This window comes from Mixta hanseatica, from assembly GCF_023517775.1.
Taxonomy (GTDB): Bacteria; Pseudomonadota; Gammaproteobacteria; order Enterobacterales; family Enterobacteriaceae; genus Mixta; species Mixta hanseatica.
Window position 1 is genome coordinate 2305775 of the sequence record NZ_CP082904.1, and the last position, 15806, is coordinate 2321580.

Annotated in this window: 14 protein-coding genes; 5 read left to right on the plus strand and 9 right to left on the minus strand. The window is 54.3% G+C overall.

What is annotated here, in order from left to right:
* The first annotated feature begins 84 nt into the window (after nucleotides 1-84).
* The 3 genes from K6958_RS11095 to pdeR all read left to right on the plus strand — a co-directional run bounded on the left by K6958_RS11095 (nucleotide 85) and on the right by pdeR (nucleotide 4652).
* Nucleotides 85-2151: a carbon starvation CstA family protein gene (locus K6958_RS11095; protein ID WP_249891170.1), complete on the plus strand. Its 2067-nt coding sequence runs from the start codon at nucleotides 85-87 to the stop codon at nucleotides 2149-2151.
* Nucleotides 2144-2437, plus strand: coding sequence for a YbdD/YjiX family protein (locus K6958_RS11100; RefSeq protein ID WP_350355791.1), 294 nt, complete (start codon nucleotides 2144-2146; stop codon nucleotides 2435-2437). The genes K6958_RS11095 and K6958_RS11100 overlap by 8 nt, the downstream gene beginning before the upstream one ends.
* Before the next feature lie 229 nt (nucleotides 2438-2666).
* Nucleotides 2667-4652 (plus strand): cyclic di-GMP phosphodiesterase, encoded by a 1986-nt coding sequence (gene pdeR / locus K6958_RS11105; protein ID WP_249891171.1) that lies wholly within the window; start codon nucleotides 2667-2669, stop codon nucleotides 4650-4652.
* A 9-nt stretch (nucleotides 4653-4661) separates the two neighbouring features.
* Here pdeR and K6958_RS11110 read toward each other — a convergent pair whose 3' ends face one another.
* The 3 genes from K6958_RS11110 to araD form a co-directional block, all read right to left on the minus strand.
* The gene (locus tag K6958_RS11110; RefSeq protein WP_249891172.1) at nucleotides 4662-5528 is read right to left on the minus strand and encodes a crotonase/enoyl-CoA hydratase family protein; all 867 of its coding nucleotides are present in this window, start codon (nucleotides 5526-5528) and stop codon (nucleotides 4662-4664) included.
* A 140-nt stretch (nucleotides 5529-5668) separates the two neighbouring features.
* Entirely contained in the window at nucleotides 5669-6652 is a 984-nt protein-coding gene (gene kdgT, locus K6958_RS11115; RefSeq protein WP_249891173.1) for a 2-keto-3-deoxygluconate transporter, read from the minus strand.
* A 168-nt stretch (nucleotides 6653-6820) separates the two neighbouring features.
* Nucleotides 6821-7522 (minus strand): L-ribulose-5-phosphate 4-epimerase, encoded by a 702-nt coding sequence (araD, locus tag K6958_RS11120; RefSeq protein ID WP_249891174.1) that lies wholly within the window; start codon nucleotides 7520-7522, stop codon nucleotides 6821-6823.
* Between the two features lie 395 nt (nucleotides 7523-7917).
* Between araD and osmB the strand changes: the two genes are divergently transcribed.
* Complete coding sequence (osmB, locus tag K6958_RS11125) at nucleotides 7918-8133, plus strand: osmotically-inducible lipoprotein OsmB (RefSeq protein ID WP_103058444.1); 216 nt, start codon at nucleotides 7918-7920, stop codon at nucleotides 8131-8133.
* A gap of 79 nt (nucleotides 8134-8212) precedes the next feature.
* Here osmB and yciH read toward each other — a convergent pair whose 3' ends face one another.
* The 5 genes from yciH to pgpB form a co-directional block, all read right to left on the minus strand.
* Nucleotides 8213-8536 carry a stress response translation initiation inhibitor YciH gene (yciH, locus tag K6958_RS11130; RefSeq protein ID WP_249891175.1) on the minus strand — a complete coding sequence of 108 codons (324 nt, stop codon included), beginning with the start codon at nucleotides 8534-8536 and terminating at the stop codon, nucleotides 8213-8215.
* Complete coding sequence (gene pyrF / locus K6958_RS11135; RefSeq protein ID WP_249891176.1) at nucleotides 8533-9255, minus strand: orotidine-5'-phosphate decarboxylase; 723 nt, start codon at nucleotides 9253-9255, stop codon at nucleotides 8533-8535. The genes yciH and pyrF overlap by 4 nt, the downstream gene beginning before the upstream one ends.
* 224 nt (nucleotides 9256-9479) lie before the next feature.
* Entirely contained in the window at nucleotides 9480-10649 is a 1170-nt protein-coding gene (gene lapB, locus K6958_RS11140) for a lipopolysaccharide assembly protein LapB (RefSeq protein WP_249891177.1), read from the minus strand.
* Between the two features lie 6 nt (nucleotides 10650-10655).
* The gene (locus K6958_RS11145) at nucleotides 10656-10961 is read right to left on the minus strand and encodes a LapA family protein (protein WP_249891178.1); all 306 of its coding nucleotides are present in this window, start codon (nucleotides 10959-10961) and stop codon (nucleotides 10656-10658) included.
* Nucleotides 10962-11104: 143 nt separating this feature from the next.
* Nucleotides 11105-11875 (minus strand): phosphatidylglycerophosphatase B, encoded by a 771-nt coding sequence (gene pgpB, locus K6958_RS11150; RefSeq protein ID WP_249891179.1) that lies wholly within the window; start codon nucleotides 11873-11875, stop codon nucleotides 11105-11107.
* A 231-nt stretch (nucleotides 11876-12106) separates the two neighbouring features.
* Between pgpB and ribA the strand changes: the two genes are divergently transcribed.
* Nucleotides 12107-12700 carry a GTP cyclohydrolase II gene (gene ribA, locus K6958_RS11155; protein ID WP_249891180.1) on the plus strand — a complete coding sequence of 198 codons (594 nt, stop codon included), beginning with the start codon at nucleotides 12107-12109 and terminating at the stop codon, nucleotides 12698-12700.
* Nucleotides 12701-12750: 50 nt separating this feature from the next.
* On the opposite strand, the gene acnA is transcribed toward ribA, so the two are convergent.
* Entirely contained in the window at nucleotides 12751-15426 is a 2676-nt protein-coding gene (acnA, locus tag K6958_RS11160; protein WP_249891181.1) for an aconitate hydratase AcnA, read from the minus strand.
* Nucleotides 15427-15806 lie beyond the last annotated feature (380 nt).

Consider the following 15806-nt stretch of genomic DNA (forward strand, 5'->3'; position numbering starts at 1 on the left):
TTTTCCTTTCTCTAACAAAACTTTAAATTACTTTTACCTTGCTTCACCCTTTTCCTTTCCTCTGGATTCAGCAAGGAGTAAGTCATGAAAAACGTCAAGACCGGTTTAATCTGGTTAGCCGTGGCGTTGATTGGCGCGTTTGCCTTCGCCATGCTGGCGATTAACCGCGGCGAGCCGGTGAACGCCGTCTGGCTGGTGGTGGCGGCTGTCGCCTGCTATAGCATTGCTTATCGCTTTTACAGCCTGTTTATCGCCAGGAATATCTTTGAGCTTAACGATAGCCGCATCACGCCTGCGGAGCGCTATAACGACGGACTCGACTATGTGCCGACCAATAAATGGGTGCTGTTTGGTCACCATTTCGCCGCGATCGCCGGCGCCGGCCCCTTAGTTGGCCCGATTCTGGCCGCGCAAATGGGCTTTCTGCCCGGCACCATCTGGATTCTGGTTGGCGTTATGCTGGCAGGGGCGGTGCAGGATTTCCTGGTGCTATTTATCTCAACGCGACGTGATGGGCGCTCACTGGGCGAAATGGCGCGTCAGGAGCTGGGCGCTTTTGCGGGCGTGATTACTATGCTCGGGGCGCTGGGCGTGATGATTATTATCCTCTCGGCGCTGGCGCTGGTGGTGGTAAAAGCGTTAGCCGACAGCCCGTGGGGCCTGTTTACCATCGCCGCGACCATCCCTATCGCCCTGCTGATGGGCATCTGGATGCGCTTTCTGCGCCCCGGGAAAATTGCTGAAGTTTCGCTTATCGGCTTTGTGCTGATGATGGCGGCGATTATTTACGGCGGCGATGTTGCGCAGCATCCTTACTGGGGACCGTTCTTTACCCTGAAAGGCACTACCCTGACCTGGGTACTGGTGGGATATGGTTTTATCGCCTCAGTGTTGCCGGTGTGGCTACTGCTGGCGCCGCGCGACTATCTCTCAACCTTTTTAAAAATCGGCGTCATCGTGGGGCTGGCCGTGGGAATATTGTTTGCCATGCCGGAAATGAAGATGCCTGCCGTGTCGCGCTTTATTGACGGCAGCGGACCGGTGTTTTCCGGCGCGCTGTTCCCTTTCCTGTTTATTACTATCGCCTGCGGCGCCATTTCCGGGTTTCATGCGCTGGTCTCCAGCGGCACCACGCCTAAGCTGGTTGAGCGGGAAAGCCATATCCGCTTTATCGGCTATGGCGCGATGCTGATGGAATCCTTTGTGGCGATCATGGCGCTGATATGTGCCTCGGTTATCGATCCCGGCGTTTACTTCGCAATGAACTCTCCGGCGGCGCTGATCGGCACCACGGCGGAGAACGCCGCGCAGGTGATTAACGGCTGGGGATTCGTGGTTACCCCGGAGATGCTGACGACCATCGCCCGCGACGTGGGTGAAACTTCGGTGCTGTCGCGGGCCGGCGGCGCGCCAACCTTTGCCGTGGGCATGGCGCATATCATTACCGACGTTTTTAACAGCCGCGCCATGATGGCGTTCTGGTATCACTTCGCCATTCTGTTTGAAGCGCTGTTTATCCTCACTGCGGTGGATGCCGGAACGCGCGCCTGTCGTTTTATGGTGCAGGATCTGGCTGGTACGCTGGTACCCAGTCTGGCGAATAACCGTTCCTGGCTGGGCAATATGGCTGGTACCACCGTCGCCGTAGCGGGCTGGGGCTTTTTTGTTTATCAGGGCGTAGTCGATCCGCTAGGCGGCATCAACACACTGTGGCCGCTGTTTGGCATCGGCAACCAGATGCTGGCCTCAATGGCGCTGATCCTTGGCACCGTCGTGCTGTTTAAAATGAAAAAGCAACGCTATGCCTGGGTGACGATTCTGCCGACCGTCTGGCTATTTATTACCTCAATGACGGCGGGCTGGCAGAAAATTTTCCACGAAAAACCGGCCATCGGCTTTCTCGCACAGGCGAAGAAATTCAGCACGGCGATTGATAATGGCACAATTATCGCCCCGGCTAAAAGCGTGGCGGATATGCAGACCATCGTGCTGAGCAATCAGATTAACGCCGCCCTGTGCGCTTTCTTTATGCTGGTTGCGGTGACGATGCTGATTGCCGCCTTCTTCGTGATTCGGCGGGCGCTGAAAAGCGAGCGCCCAACCACGCATGAAACAGAGCCTGCGCTACGTAAGGAGGTGCGTCATGTCTGAGTTGCTTCGCCCGATAGCCGTGCCACGTCAGCTGGCAAAAATTCAGCGCTGCCGTCCGCTGGCGTCCTTTAACACCCTGCCGCCGCAGGGCTGGCGGCTGATTTGGCAACGACTGGTGCAAAGCTTTCGTCTGATGGTGGGCGTACAGGACTACCAAAATTATCTGCGTCATATGCAACAGCAGCATCCTGCTGCGGTACCCATGACGGAAAAGGCGTTTCATCGCTATTGCCTTGAGGCGCGCTTTCCGGCAAAAGACGGCAAAATGGGGAAATGCCCCTGCTAAACTATCAGCAGCTGTAACCTTTTCCCTGGGGCTGATACTATCGGCAGGCAGAGCAAACTTTCAGGCGCCCTAAAATGGGCGTCTGGTTAACGATCTTTAGCCTTTAGCGCGAAATGTTCATTTTTTACGGAAAAAAATCGCTTTTAGAATGCATAATGCTTATGTATTCCGTCATAAAGTGTTACTAAACTAATGATAGTCGCGCGATCTGCTTAACAGGATGGTTTGTATGCTTGAAGATCAGGGTCAAACATTGCTCTTTACACTGTTTGGTACCCGTAGCCCTTACTGGCAGCTTACCTCCGACAGTGATGCCCTAAAACTTTCCCGGGAAGAACTGGCGGAAACGAGCCTGGCCGTCCCACTCACCGCTTCGCAGGCGCAGCTGCTGCGTGCCATGACGGTGGTCACCACCAGCGTAAACCTGGTGATAAATTTGCGTGGCGAAGAATTACCGATGCATTTTGTCGGACGTAAAGTTAATCAGGGAGAATGGGCCGGCACCGCGTCGGCATGGGGTGATACCTCCTCCGTGGCGCGCGATCTCACCCAGGGGCTCTCCTTCGCCGAGCAGGTCGTTTCAGAAGCCAACTCGGTTATCGTCATTCTCGATCAGAACGGCAACATTCAGCGCTTTAACCGCCTCAGTGAGGAGTACACCGGTTTAAAAGAACAGGAAGTTATCGGTCGCAATGTGTTTCAGCTTTTTATGACCCGTCAGGAGGCGGTGGCCTCACGCCGCAACATAACCGGTTTTTTCCGTGACGGCAGTTCGTATGAAGTGGAACGCTGGGTTAAAACCCGTAAGGGCCAGCGCCTGTTTCTGTTCCGCAATAAATTCGTGCACAGCGGCAGCGGGAAAAATGAAATATTTCTGATCTGTTCCGGCACCGATATTACCGAGGAACGTCGGGCCCAGGAACGCCTGCGTATTCTGGCGAATACCGATACCATTACCGGCCTGCCGAATCGTAACGCTATTCATCAGCGTATTAGCGAAGTGCTGGAAAAACGTGAACAGCAACAGATCGGCGTGGTCTATCTGGACCTCGATAATTTTAAAAAGGTTAACGACGCCTACGGTCATATGTTTGGCGATCAGCTGTTGCAGGCGGTATCGCTGGCGGTACTTACTTGCCTGGAGTCCCAGCAAACGTTGGGCCGTCTTGGCGGCGATGAGTTTATCGTACTGGCGGAAAACAGTTCGCAAACCGCGCTGGAAGCGATGGCGCTACGTATTTTGACGCGCCTGCGCCAGCCCTTCCGTATCGGCCTGATTGAAGTCTATACCGGCTGTTCGCTGGGCATCGCGCTGGCGCCGCAGCATGGGGAGGATCGCGAAAGCCTGATCCGCAATGCCGATACTGCGATGTATCACGCCAAAGAGAGCGGCCGCGGTCAGGCCTGTGTCTTTTCCGCTGAGATGAATCAGCGCGTCTTTGAATATGTCTGGCTGGATACCAATTTGCGCAAAGCGCTGGAGCAACAGCAGCTGATTGTTCACTATCAGCCTAAAATCAGTGCTGGTGACGTTGTAACGGGCGCCGAAGCGCTGGTGCGTTGGCTTTCACCGGAGCGCGGCCTGATTCCGCCCAATGAATTTATCTCTTACGCTGAGGAGTCGGGTTTGATCGTGCCGCTTGGCCGCTGGGTCATGCTTACGGTGCTCCAGCAAATTGTCGCCTGGCGTCGCCAGGGGATCTATTTGCGCGTGGCGGTCAATGTTTCTGCGCGCCAGCTGATCGACCAAAGCATCTATAACGACCTGAAGCAGGCGCTGCAGCTGAACGGCATGAGCACCAGCCCGATTGATATTGAGCTGACGGAAAGCTGTTTGATTGAAAATGAGCAACAAACGCTGGCCTTAATGCATCAATTCCGCGAGCTGGGCGCCGAGGTACATCTGGATGATTTTGGCACCGGCTACTCATCGCTGTCACAGCTGGCTCGCGTGCCGATTGACGCTATCAAACTGGACCAAAGCTTTGTCCGTGATGTCTACAAACAGCCGATTGCCCAGTCGCTGGTACGGGCGATTGTGGCGGTGGCTAAAGCGCTGAATCTGCGGGTGATTGCTGAAGGCATTGAGAACCAACAGGAAGAGGCGTTTTTGCTGGATAACGAGGTGGACGAACGTCAGGGCTACTATTATGCGAAGCCAATGCCCGCAGATAAAATGGAGCATTGGCTTGCTCAGCGTCCTGCCAGATCCTAATTAATCCTGTTAACTTACTTTACGCAGCTGCGAACTGAGGCGGTTCTGCAGCTGTACCAGACGCTCCATATAGGCCAGATCTTTTTCCTCAATGGTAAACGCGTAATCCACCCAGTCTTCCGTGATATCCATCAGCTCGCCGCGCGTAAGCTGTAATACGCGCTGACGCGCTTTTAGCATCGCCTTTACACCGTTGAGCTTGGGACGCAGCGTATCGATAAAGGTACGCGTAGCGCGATAGCCCTCGCCCTGCTGGAACAACCGATCAACCAGGCCGCGCGTTTCAAACCACTCGGCGGTATGGCTTTCTCCCTCACAAATCAACTCTTCAGCCAGTTTCATACCGGCGCGGCGCGCCACCAGCGAATAACCGCCCATGCCGGGGAACAGGTTAAAGGCGATTTCCGGAAAGCCCATGCGGGCATTATCTTGCGCCAGTATAAAGTGATGGGCTAACGCCGCCTCGAAACCGCCACCCAGCGCGCTCCCCTCAACCATGGCGATGGTCACCGCGCCGACATCAAAACCGCGTGCCGCGGCATGGATGCAGTCAACGCAGGCACGCGCATAAGCGCGTAGCGCCTCGCGACGACCATTTTTTATGCACTCTACAAAGAATTGCAAATCACCGCCAGCGTTAAACATCGCCGGAACTAGCGACCCCGTTACCCAGAAATCGATAGGTAAACCCGAGCGCTGAGCGGCATAGCGAAGATTCATGATTTCTTCGATAAGCGCATGGTTAAAAGAAGGCCGCGGTTCCGCACGTAGCATCATCCACATCGTGCGCCGCTCTTCTTCATACCAGGCATCCAGCTGAGTGGTTTGTCCAGATTCGGTAAACAGTCGGCAAGTAGGTTGGTTCATTAATGACATAATCTCATCCTCAATATAGTTGATGCGTTAAACGCAACACCAGCCTAATGCAGAGTGAGACAACACTGAATGAGCGACTGATTTTTAAGATAAAATATAAAAAAAACCCCGCCGTAGCGGGGTTGAATTTTTAAGCAGAATTATTTGATCGCTGCGCGCTGACCTACGGCTGCACGATAACGTTTGACCTGCTTCGAATAAAGCGCAGTAATGATTGGCACTAACAGCGAGGTAACGATAACCGACGTGGCGACCAGCGCCGTCGCGGCTGGCGCTATTGGCTTAAACTGCGGCACCATCTCAGCAATCAGTACCGGCGTCGCTACCGCCGCACCTGCCGAACTGGAGGCCGCGACGCCGGCAGTGCCGTCACCGCCGCCAATCAGACGATCGGCAATGATCAATGGGATACCGGTTACGATGATGACCGCAACGCCCAGCATGATGCCCAGCAGCCCGGTTTGCGCGATGACTGCCAGATTAATAGTGTTACCCAACGCAAAGGCAAAGAACGGAATCAGCGTTTGTACCGCCTTGCTGAAAAACTCGCGTAGTTCGGGATCGAGGTTGCCTAAGGTAAAACCGACCAGGAATGGTAGCACCGCGCCGACAAAAACGTGCGGCTCAAAGGAGGCGATACCGGCAGTGCCTAAAATCACCATTGTCATTAACGGGCCCGACTCCAGTGACATCAGCACGAAGGCGCCCGCCTCTTCTTTAGTCCCATACTGCTGCATTAATGAGGCATAGAGACCGCCGTTGGTCATATCCATCGCCGCGACCAGTGCCAGCGTTGACAGCCCGGCCAGCATCCCCACTTCAAAACCGTTCTCCGGGATCAGTCGCGAGGCGATGGCAGCCACTACCCAGGCCACGGCAATTTTGGTTATCACCAGCGTGCCCGATTTACGCAGCACGGTACCGGTGGCGCTTAATTTTATCGACGCCCCCATACAAAAGAACCAGACCGCCAGTATAGGCACGGTTCCGCTCATTAATCCGTTGGTAAAAGATCCAAAGTACTTACCTGAATCGGGAGCAAACGTATGGCAAAGCGCCCCTAAAAACAGGGGCACCAGCATCATCCCACCCGGAATTTTATCGATAGCTCGTTTAATTTGCATGCTGCTTTCCACCCTTGTTGAGCAAGATGTTTGAATAATCCTGCAGCGCCCATCGGGGCAATGGATAGCAACATAGCGTGATTATTAAGAGGAAAAAGTGATCCTCTCGATATTTTTGAAACTACGTTTCATTTTTAAAGAAAGCTAATTTTGTTTTTGCGCGAGACATCAACTTTTTTGCCCATAATAAGCATTAGCGCCATGCTTGCGCAGCCAGTGTTTATCCAGCAACGCCTGTTGCATGGCAGGCAAGGCCGGCGTGATTTGTTGGCTGAACAGCGCCATATAGGCCACCTCCTCCAGCACCACGGCGCTGTGCACCGCGTCTTTAGCGCTTTTGCCCCAGGCGAAAGGCCCGTGAGAATGCACCAACGCAGCGGGAATCGCCAGGGGTGCAATATCGCGCTGCCGCAGCGTTTCAATAATCACCTGACCGGTTTCCCACTCATAGCGTTCGGCGATTTCGTCATCGCTCATCATGCGTGTACAAGGTATCGGACCATAAAAGTCATCGGCATGCGTGGTTCCCCAGGCAGGAATATCACGTCCAGCCTGGGCCCAAATGGTCGCGTGGCGGGAATGGGTATGTACAATGCCGCCCACGTCCGGCCAGGCCAGATAAAGGGCACGATGCGTGTCGGTATCGGATGAAGGGCGTTTATCGCCTTCGACAATGTCGCCGCTTTCCAGCGCCACAACCACCATATCGTCGCGCTTCATCGCTTCATAGCTGACGCCGGAGGGCTTAATCACCAGCAGACCGCGCTCACGATCGATAGCGCTAACGTTGCCCCAGGTAAAGGTCACCAGTTTGTGTTCAGGCAGCGCCAGGTTGGCTTCAAGCACCTGCTCTTTGAGTTCTTCCAGCATAATCTTTCCATCCACGCTTCTGTAAATACACTATTGTTATTGGGCTGGTGCGATAACGGTATGGAAGCGCTGGCTGATTAGATAGCACGATCTGGCTAAGAAGAGGATTTTGTGCAGTTAATTAGGAGTTTTTAACCTGTTGTAACTTTTGGTAGTGCCTATAATTAATCAAGGCAATTGAACCATGGGTGATAATTAGCACCCTTAGTTTTAGTGAGAGCAATTGCTGTTCCTGACGTAAATAGACGATCGGAAATGCATGATTTTTTGCTATCGCCACGGCTAAACAAGGACGTGTTCCGATCTAAAAAAACGGTCAGCGAACCTGAGACGCAGAGCAACCCGACTATACTTAAAGGGTTTCCTCTGTGAGCAACAATTAAGGAGAAGTAATTATGACTAACAATGCAAAACGCATTTCCGCTACCGTGCTGGCTGTCGTCGTCGCCCTGTCTTTAACCGGCTGCAGCAACTGGTCTAAACGTGACCGCAACACGGCGATTGGTGCTGGCGCAGGTGCTATTGGCGGCTCTGTGCTGACCAACGGCAGCGGTCTGGGCACTATCGGCGGCGCGGCTGTCGGCGGGATTATTGGTCACCAGATCGACTAAGCACTACCATAACAATAATTCAAGGCTACGCAGCGCATCTACCTGTACGACAAGGCCGTTCATCGAACGGCTTGTTTTTTTAGCCGCCAGCCAGTTTGACCTTGAATCCTTTCGCTTCCAGCAGGCTTTTTAATTCGTCGCGTTTGTCGCCCTGAATTTCAATCAACCCCTCTTTTGCCGCCCCGCCGCAGCCGCATTTTTTCTTTAGCTCCGCCGCCAGCTTGTTCAGCTCTGCATCTTCCAGATCCAGTCCGGAAATAATGCAAACGCCTTTGCCCTTGCGTCCGCTGGTCTGGCGCTGGATACGGACAATGCCGTCGCCTTTGGGACGCGCAGCTTTGGTTTCCGGCTGAGTAATGCGGCCACTGTCGGTAGAGTAAACCAGCGGATTGTCTTTACTCATGCTTCCTCCCGCAGTGAAGTCAGAATGGCCTGTAAGGTAGCGGCCGGATCGGCAGATTGGGTGATCGGACGACCGATCACCATATAGTCCACGCCCGCCTGCTGCGCCTGAAGCGGCGTCATAATACGGCGCTGATCGCCCGCCTCGCTGCCGACCGGGCGTATTCCCGGCGTAACCAGTTTAAAGCCGGCGCCGAACTGCTGCTTAAATGCAGAAGCCTCATGGGCGGAACAGACCACGCCGTCCAGCCCGCACTGCTGCGTCAGACGCGCCAGACGCGCGGCATGCTCTGCCGGCGTGGCGGTAATGCCCAGATCGTGCAGATCGGCGGCCTCCATGCTGGTTAATACCGTTACCGCAATCAGCAATGGGGCATCTTTACCAAAAGGCATTAATGCTTCACGCGCGGCATTCATCATCCGCGCCCCGCCGCTGGCGTGAACATTCACCATCCACACCCCCAAATCGGCGGCGGCGGCAACTGCATGCGCAGCGGTATTGGGAATATCATGGAATTTTAGATCAAGGAATACCTCAAAACCCCGCTGATGCAGATCGCGAACCAGCTGAGGTCCGAAAAGCGTGAACATCTCCTTGCCGACCTTTAAACGGCAGCTGGCTGGATCGATACGCTCGACAAAGGCTAGCGCACGGTTACGATCGGCGTAATCAAGCGCGACCAGAACAGGCGAATCAATTCGGGTTTGAGGTTGAGACATGTCTATTCCTTCAATAATGGGCACCGCACGGCGCAGGAGAAAACGGCAAGCATTCTACCTGCCACGGGCGGAGGAAAACAGCCTTAACCTGTCGCCTAAACGGACATAACCGCCCTGTCTGACGAAATATTCTCTGCTGTCCGGGCGGTCTCTTTGATTTAGCTCATTAGTATGTTGTAACTAATTAGGAGCGTTCATCGGCTAATAAATTTCACCGTACAGCTCTATTGTCCGTCCAGCCCGCGTATCGGCTTAACCGTTGACCAGGCGCGGCAGGAAGGACAATGCCAGTAAAGCGCATGCGCCGTAAAGCCGCATTTTTGGCAGCGATAGCGCGGCTTGGTGCGGATCTGCTCGCCTACCATGTCCCGCAATACCATCAGGCTCTCTTTGGCGCGACCATCCTCCGCCTCATGCAGGTGGAAGTCCATCAGGCGATGGAAAACGCGCATGGTAGGATGCCGTTGCAGCTGACGGTTAATATAAACCTGCGCTACCTCTGCGCCCTGTTCGCGCTCCAGAATATCCGCCAGATAAAGCTCTGCCAGCGCGCCGGTATTCTCTTCGACGCAGCGGCGCAGATAATCAGCCCAGGCGAGCGGTTGCCCCAGCTGTTGATAACAGGTTTCCAGCATATCCAGCGTTTCGCTGACCAGCTCTTTATCCTGTTCAATGACGCGTTGCAGATGTTGCGTGGCGCGTGCGTAGTCGCCCTTCGCCATAAAAATGCGCCCCATCATAATGGAGACGCGTGCGCTCTGACGATCGGCCGCCTCACCTTTTTTAAGCAGGTTCAGCGCGCGATCCAGATCGTCGCTGCTCATCGCCAGCAAGGCCAACTCGCAATAAAAGTGGGCGATTTCCATCTGATAACGGCTTTTACCCAGCTTCACCAGCCTTTCCGCCACGTCGATCGCTTTCTGCCAGTCGCTGGTGGCCTGATAAATCACCAGCAGCTGCTGGAGCGCGCTAAGGCGAAAATCGGTTTCGTCAGTAAGCTGGCCGAACATCTCTTCTGCCCGATCGTACAGACCCGCCGCCATATAATCGCGGCCCAGCTGCTGTACCGCCAGCAGACGCTGCTCATAACTCAGGGAGGCGCTTTCCATCAGGGATTGATGGATGCGTATCGCGCGATCCACTTCGCCACGCGAGCGGAACAGATTGCCCAGCGTCAGGTGTGCTTCCACCGTGCCGCTGTCCTCTTTCAGCATATCCAGGAAAAGATCGACCGCTTTATCCTGCTGGTTTGAAAGCAGAAAGTTTACGCCGGTCACATAGTCGCGTGACAGGCGATTCGCCTCCTGCTGCTTATCCTGCTGCGCACTTCTACGCCCCATGTACCAGCCATAGGCAGCGGCCACGGGCAGTAACAGAAACAGCAGTTCCAACATCAGAGGTTATTCCTTGACGACAGGCGATGGTGACGGCGTCACGCTTTCGGTCTGCGCAGTTTGCTGCTGCAGACGCTTGAGCTTACGCTGCGCGTTAGCCAGCGATACGCGGACGCGCAGCCAGAAAAGACCACAGATTGCCCAACCCAGTACAAACCCGACGCCGAACAACGAGGCCAGTAAAGTGGAGATACGGTATTCGCCCTGCGCAATCAGAAAGTTAAATGAGACCACCTGGTCGTTATGAGCGCCAAGCGTCACGGAGATGATGAATATCACCAGAACCAGTAAAAAGATCAGTAAATATTTCACATTTCGTCCTGTAATTCGGTGTAAGCCAAAGGATTATGCCAAAAATGTTATAAGGATGCTTGCTGAGATAGCGGCTAAAATCGCTATCTCAGCAAAAATCTGTTATCTCGTTGAGGTTATGGGGGCAAAACGCGGCTTTACAATCAACTTTCTTTGTCCTGCTCGCGTTGGGCGATCTCCTGATGCTCATCGAGCGGGATAGTCAGCGGGCCGCACAGGCGCTGCGCCAGCCAACAGGCCAGCGTGACTAACAGCCAGCTAATCCACGTCGCCACCAGCAAATCACGCGGCCAGTGCATGCCTAACAGTACGCGACTGCCCATCACCGCGGCGGCCCAGATCATCAGGATCACTACGGTTTTACGGTGGCGACGCGGCCACAGCAGTCCCACGCCCAGCAGCGCCCAGCTGGCGGCAAACATGGTATGCCCTGAGGGAAAGGCAAAGCCGGTTTCAAATGCCCAGTGACGCTTCAGCCATTGCGGAATAAGGTTATCATCCGCGACCAGCCGTTCTACCATCTGGCCACGCGCCTGACGATCCAGTTGATAAAATTCATCGCCGGGAATGCCGTGGGTTTTCTCCAGCCACAGCACATAAGGGCGTGGCTCCTGAACATGCGCTTTAATAAAGGATTTGGTGTACTGCCCGGCCAGAATAGCGGCAATCATAATCACCAGCAAAAACAGCGCCGGCTTTAAACGAAAGCGCAGGCACCATAAAAACCAGGCGCATAAGATCGCGCTGGTCACAATTCCCCATGGACGCGTCACGGTTTCCGTCATCCAGAACAGCAAACGCAGCCCCAATCCACTGGCGCCGGGTTGCCATTGCCAGTCGGCCAGCCACATCAGTAAGGGCATTACCGACAGTAACAGAGCGCCAAAGGCGGTGCGTTTTGCAATTTCCAGCATGCTGCTTCCTTGTCATTGATAAACATTTACGTGATAGTTGTTAATAATAGCTTATAAATGAATCACATAACCCTGTAAGCGTAGATAATCGTGCGTTATCGCATTAATCGTCGTGCCATATTACCCGTACGCAGACGGGTTATGGCAAAATAGAGGCTATGATTTCGGCCACATTGGCCAACAGGCGCTACCTTGATGATAGCGCAACCTAAGATGGTTCTGGAGAGTCACATGCAGCTTAAACGGGTGGCAGAAGCTAAACTGCCCACGCCCTGGGGCGATTTCCTCATGGTGGGATTCGAAGAATTGGCTACCGGCCACGACCACGTGGCGCTGGTGTTTGGTGATATCAGCAACAACGAAGCCGTGCTGGCGCGCGTGCATTCTGAATGCCTGACCGGCGACGCGCTGTTTAGCCTGCGTTGCGATTGCGGCTTCCAGCTGGAAGCCGCGCTGAACGCCATTGCCGAAGAGGGCCGCGGCGTTCTGCTTTATCATCGTCAGGAGGGCCGCAACATTGGCCTGCTGAACAAGATCCGCGCCTATGCGCTGCAGGATAAGGGTTACGATACCGTTGAGGCGAATCACCATCTGGGTTTTGCGGCGGATGAGCGTGACTTTACCCTGTGCGCCGATATGTTTAAGCTACTGGGTGTGGAAGAAGTGCGGTTGCTGACCAATAACCCGCGCAAGGTAGAGATCCTGAGCGAGGCCGGGATCAATATCGTTGAGCGCGTCCCTTTGATTGTGGGTCGTAATCCTGAGAACGCGCACTATCTGGATACAAAGGCGGAAAAGATGGGGCATCTGCTGCCTAAATCCTGATTAAGCCGCCGGGCATGCCATGAAGCCTTTCCTGCCTGCCCGGCGCCTGCTTAGTTCAGCATATTACGGATGACATAATGTAATATGCCGTCATTCTGATAGTAGGTCAGCTCATTACCGGTATCGATACGGCAACGCGTATCCAGCACTTCCCTACTGCCGTCCGGGCGCGTAATAGTCACTTTTACCGTACCGCCAGGCTGCAAATCCGCCAGGTTTTCAATATCAATTACTTCATCGCCGCTCAGGTTCAGGGTTTTGCGCGTCACGCCCTGCGGGAACTCCAGCGGTAAAATCCCCATGCCAATCAGGTTAGAGCGGTGAATACGTTCAAAAGATTCACAGATAACTACCCGCACACCCAGCAAGCGCGGCCCTTTCGCCGCCCAGTCACGGCTGGAGCCGGATCCATACTCTTTACCGGCTATCACCGCCAGCGGTACGCCCTGCTGTTGATATACCATCGCAGCATCATAAATCGACATCTGTTCGCCGTTCGGCACCACGCGGGTCATTCCGCCTTCCACACCGGGCACCATTTCGTTGCGAATACGAATATTGGCAAAGGTGCCGCGCATCATGACTTCATGGTTACCGCGTCTTGAACCGTAAGAGTTAAAATCGCCACGCTCAACGCCGCGCTCCAGTAAATAGCGACCTGCGGGGCTTTCCGCCTTAATGCTGCCGGCCGGGGAAATATGATCGGTTGTGACCGAATCACCGAGCATCGCCAGGATGCGCGCCCCTTTAATATCCTGTACCGGCTTCGGCGCTTTCTCCATATCGTCAAAGAACGGCGACAGACGGATATAGGTTGAGCCTTCGTCCCAGTCGTAGGTGGCCGCTTCGCTGACTTTAATCTGCTGCCACTCCGGTGTGCCGTCGAACACTTCAGCGTACTCTTTGTGGAACATATCACTGGAGACCTGCTGTACCGCGGCGGTGATTTCGTCAGGCGTTGGCCAGATATCGCGTAAATAGACCGGTTTGCCGGCTTTATCTTCGCCAAGCGGCTCGCTTTGCAGGTTAATATTCATATTACCCGCCAGCGCATAGGCGACCACCAGCGGCGGCGAGGCCAGCCAGTTGGTTTTAATCAGCGGATGAATACGCCCTTCAAAGTTACGGTTGCCAGAGAGCACCGCCCCTACCGTCAGATCACCCTCTTTAATCGCGCTTTCAATATTTTCCGGCAGCGGGCCAGAGTTACCAATACAGGTGGCGCAGCCGTAGCCTACCAGGTTAAAGCCCAGCTTATCGAGATAAGGTGTTAGGCGCGCAGTAGCCAGATAATCGGATACCACTTTTGAGCCGGGCGCCAGCGAGGCTTTCACCCAGGGCTTGCGCTGCAGGCCGCGCGTGACGGCATTTTTCGCCAGCAGGCCAGCGGCCATTAACACGGTAGGATTAGAGGTGTTAGTACAGGAGGTAATCGCGGCGATGGCTACCGCGCCGTCGGTTAACTCATGCTCCTGCTCACCGTCACGGTAGCTTACCGCATGATGATCTTTTTGCGCACGGTTCACTTCCAGCTCGTTACTTTGCTGGAAAGCCTGCGGCACGTCGCCCAGTGAGACACGATCCTGCGGACGCTTCGGACCGGCAAGGCTGGCTTCCACCGCTCCCATATCCAGAGCTAAGGTGCTGGTAAAGATCGGCTCTTCGCCGGGATTGCGCCATAAGCCCTGCGCCCTGGTATAGGCTTCCACCAGCGCGGCCTGTTCGCTGCTGCGGCCGGTGAGTTTCAGGTAGCCGATAGTGACATGGTCAACCGGGAAGAAACCACAGGTAGCGCCATACTCCGGGGCCATATTAGCGATGGTAGCGCGATCCGCCAGCGGCAGATCGTCCAGCCCGTCGCCATAGAATTCCACGAATTTACCCACTACGCCGTGCTTACGCAGCATTTGCGTCACGGTTAATACCAGGTCCGTAGCGGTGATGCCGGCACGCAGTTTACCCGTAAGCTTAAATCCCACCACGTCCGGGATCAGCATCGACACCGGTTGGCCCAGCATCGCCGCTTCCGCTTCAATACCGCCGACGCCCCACCCCAATACCCCCAGGCCGTTGATCATGGTAGTGTGCGAATCGGTGCCGACTAAGGTATCCGGATAAGCTATCTGCTTGCCATCCTGTTCCTCATGCCAGACCGCCTTGCCTAAATACTCCAGGTTTACCTGATGACAAATTCCAGTACCGGGCGGCACAACGCGGAATTTATCGAACGCTTTTTGCCCCCAGCGCAAAAATACGTAACGTTCATGGTTACGTTCCATTTCCAGCCGGACGTTCTCTTCAAAAGCATTATCATCCCCGAAGCGGTCAACGGTAACCGAATGATCGATTACCAGATCAACCGGTGAAAGCGGGTTCACTTTCGCTACATCACCGCCCAGACGTTTAACCGCTTCACGCATGGCCGCTAAATCGACCACGGCCGGTACGCCGGTAAAGTCCTGCATCAGCACGCGCGCAGGACGATAAGCAATTTCACGGTCGGCATGGGCCGTTTTTTGCCAGTCGGCAAGCGCCTGAATATCATCAGCCGTCACGGAACTCTCATCCTGCCAACGCAGCAGATTTTCCAGCAGAACTTTCAGGGATTTAGGTAAACGGGAGAGATCGCCCAACTGCTGAGCGGCACGTGGAAGGCTGTAAAAATGATAGCGTTGACCATCTACATCCAGCGTGTCCTGACTTTTATCTCGCAGGGATAACGACATAGCTCCTCCTTTTTATAATGCGCTTAATAACCCGATGATTAACAAGGTCTGTGTTAAACATAGTACAAACTATGATTAACGTTTTGATAACAACACAAATTGACACATCGGCGCAAAAGGCAAAGCGGAGCAGCAGGCTACGGCAGGAAACAGAAAGCAAAACGCCCCGCTGAAAACAGACGAGGCGTTAAGTCGGAAGAGAGTGAAAGACGTTACTTATTGCATTAATAGCCAGACAGCAGCAGTCCAGACTAATAAGGAATAGGCAGAAGCGCTAAACAACGGAAACAGATTAATATTCATCAGGCACCCTCTCAGGTCGATTTCCGACCAATAAGTCACTGAACAACGAATCTATTCACAAACAGCAATAGACTCTA

Coding starts and splice junctions, on each gene's coding strand:
- osmB (WP_103058444.1), top strand. CDS start 7,918: ATGACTAACAATGCAAAACGCATTTCCGCTACCGTGCTGGCTGTCGTC.
- pdeR (WP_249891171.1), top strand. CDS start 2,667: ATGCTTGAAGATCAGGGTCAAACATTGCTCTTTACACTGTTTGGTACC.
- kdgT (WP_249891173.1), bottom strand. CDS start 6,652: ATGCAAATTAAACGAGCTATCGATAAAATTCCGGGTGGGATGATGCTG.
- K6958_RS11095 (WP_249891170.1), top strand. CDS start 85: ATGAAAAACGTCAAGACCGGTTTAATCTGGTTAGCCGTGGCGTTGATT.
- yciH (WP_249891175.1), bottom strand. CDS start 8,536: ATGAGTAAAGACAATCCGCTGGTTTACTCTACCGACAGTGGCCGCATT.
- pyrF (WP_249891176.1), bottom strand. CDS start 9,255: ATGTCTCAACCTCAAACCCGAATTGATTCGCCTGTTCTGGTCGCGCTT.
- acnA (WP_249891181.1), bottom strand. CDS start 15,426: ATGTCGTTATCCCTGCGAGATAAAAGTCAGGACACGCTGGATGTAGAT.
- araD (WP_249891174.1), bottom strand. CDS start 7,522: ATGCTGGAAGAACTCAAAGAGCAGGTGCTTGAAGCCAACCTGGCGCTG.
- pgpB (WP_249891179.1), bottom strand. CDS start 11,875: ATGCTGGAAATTGCAAAACGCACCGCCTTTGGCGCTCTGTTACTGTCG.
- ribA (WP_249891180.1), top strand. CDS start 12,107: ATGCAGCTTAAACGGGTGGCAGAAGCTAAACTGCCCACGCCCTGGGGC.
- lapB (WP_249891177.1), bottom strand. CDS start 10,649: ATGTTGGAACTGCTGTTTCTGTTACTGCCCGTGGCCGCTGCCTATGGC.
- K6958_RS11110 (WP_249891172.1), bottom strand. CDS start 5,528: ATGTCATTAATGAACCAACCTACTTGCCGACTGTTTACCGAATCTGGA.
- K6958_RS11100 (WP_350355791.1), top strand. CDS start 2,144: ATGTCTGAGTTGCTTCGCCCGATAGCCGTGCCACGTCAGCTGGCAAAA.